2 protein-coding genes and 1 pseudogene are annotated in these 1,560 nt (G+C 63.8%); all 3 read left to right on the top strand.

Features of this window, described 5'->3' with window-relative positions; translation table 11 throughout:
* Positions 1 to 248: pseudogene (locus AGR1_RS29770) on the top strand (plasmid partitioning protein); the annotation flags it as partial.
* A 134-nt stretch (positions 249 to 382) separates the two neighbouring features.
* Positions 383 to 694, top strand: a complete 312-nt coding sequence (locus AGR1_RS29425; protein ID WP_149149244.1) for a hypothetical protein — start codon at positions 383 to 385, stop codon at positions 692 to 694.
* A gap of 380 nt (positions 695 to 1,074) precedes the next feature.
* On the top strand, positions 1,075 to 1,560 hold a 486-nt coding region (locus tag AGR1_RS29420), incomplete at its 3' end, for a hypothetical protein (protein ID WP_149149243.1).

Raw genomic sequence — 1,560 nt, 5'->3', positions numbered from 1 at the left:
GCTTCGTCCATGCATCGGCCCGCTTCACCCCACCTGCCGACGAGTTGCTCGACTGGATCCGCGGAAGCTCTCCCACCGATACCATCGGCACGGCCCCGCATAATGACGACGGCGGGCAAGCCGACGACCTTGCTGAGGACCAGGACCGGCAAATTGATGAGGCTGTGGATCAGGACGATCTACAGGATCCGGATTTGTCCGACGACGAAGAGCTTGCCCAAGACGTCGATCAGAAAGCGGCAGCATGACGGTCATCCCTCGCTCAGACATGGCACAAGCCACCCCTGAATTTTCAGGGGTGGAGGTGGCTAGCAGCACGGACTCATTATCCGCTGACAGGTCCATCGTCCTTCGCCGGCTGGCAGAGCCTGAAGGAGGGGTTATGACCGACATCGGCATCTCGAAGCCGCTGGCGAAAGCAATCGGCGCCCGGCGAGAGACCCAGCGGCATCTGGAACGACTGACACGGCAGATTGTGTCGCGCGCCGGAAGACAGGCGACGACGGTGAAGACCCGGAGCCGGGGTTGTCGAAGATCCGGCCCTCGTACTTATCATCAGGAGCTCGTCGACCGCCTTACCTTCGAGAGGTGGGTCGAACTCGACGTCGTTGCCTGCAGTCTGGCCATGCAAGAACAGGTCATCCGTGAGCTGCGGCATCGCGACAAGCGACCTGTGCATCATCTAGCGGCATAGGCGACTCGAAACAACGGTGCTGGTGCCGGACTTGCCCGTCTTCGATGTCGTCGGCATGGGGCTTGGCCATATCAGTTCCTTCCCGCTGAGACAGATATTGGGCCCGTGTCGGACTGCCCTTCTTGTTGCTGCGGTCTGAACCGGCGGCCGGGCGTTTCAAGGCCGCTGTCACGCCGCGGAGCGGCCGATCCAGCCTCACTGCGCGAGAGCAGGCTCGCGGTCCCAAGCAGGTCGAAACCTGCTGGCCCGCAAACCTGCCCTGCTTGTTCAGCCGGATCGGACCTGTGAAGCCGCCCGTCCTTTGCCGGTTCTGGTCGTCCGCATCGAAGGGCAGACCGGCACGGGCCGGAACCGCTTCGGCAGCCAAGGAAGGAACTGATATGGCCAAGCCCGCAACTCCCAACCGCTCCAACGCACGGATCTCGCAACTCCGCAAAGGCGCAACCCTCGAAATGGTCCGCCTCTCCTGCCCAGACGCCTCCCAGGCGCTCAAGATCGCCGAAAGCTTCGGCACCGCGGTCGTCGACAGCGAAGGCATCCGCAGCCTGCACGAACGGCTGATCGTCGAGACCGCCGACAGCCTTTCCGAAGGCTTGGGCGAGAAGGCCATGCAGATCCACCTGCAGCGCATCGTTGGGGCCTTCGTCGGATCGGCACACGGCGCCGGTCAGTTCTACTCCCGTGCCGTCACCGAGGCGCGCGACGCAACTGCCAAGGCATCGAACGATGCCCGCGATGAAGATCTTGACGGCCCGGTCGGCTACGACAGCGCCGCCCAGCGCAAGCGGGAATTCGCGGCCGACATGGGCGTCCAGTCCCACGCACTCCGGATGGCAGCAGAGGGCGCGGTGACCGCCTACGAACAG

It is taken from the genome of Agrobacterium sp. B1(2019) (assembly GCF_008274755.1).
Taxonomy (GTDB): domain Bacteria; phylum Pseudomonadota; class Alphaproteobacteria; order Rhizobiales; family Rhizobiaceae; genus Agrobacterium; species Agrobacterium salinitolerans.
Note: the sequence above shows the minus strand (reverse complement) of the source record. Positions and strands in the feature narration are given on the sequence as shown.

Bases quoted from the DNA above. Each gene is read 5' to 3' on its own strand.
- AGR1_RS29425 (WP_149149244.1), top strand. From the start codon at position 383: ATGACCGACATCGGCATCTCGAAGCCGCTGGCGAAAGCAATCGGCGCC.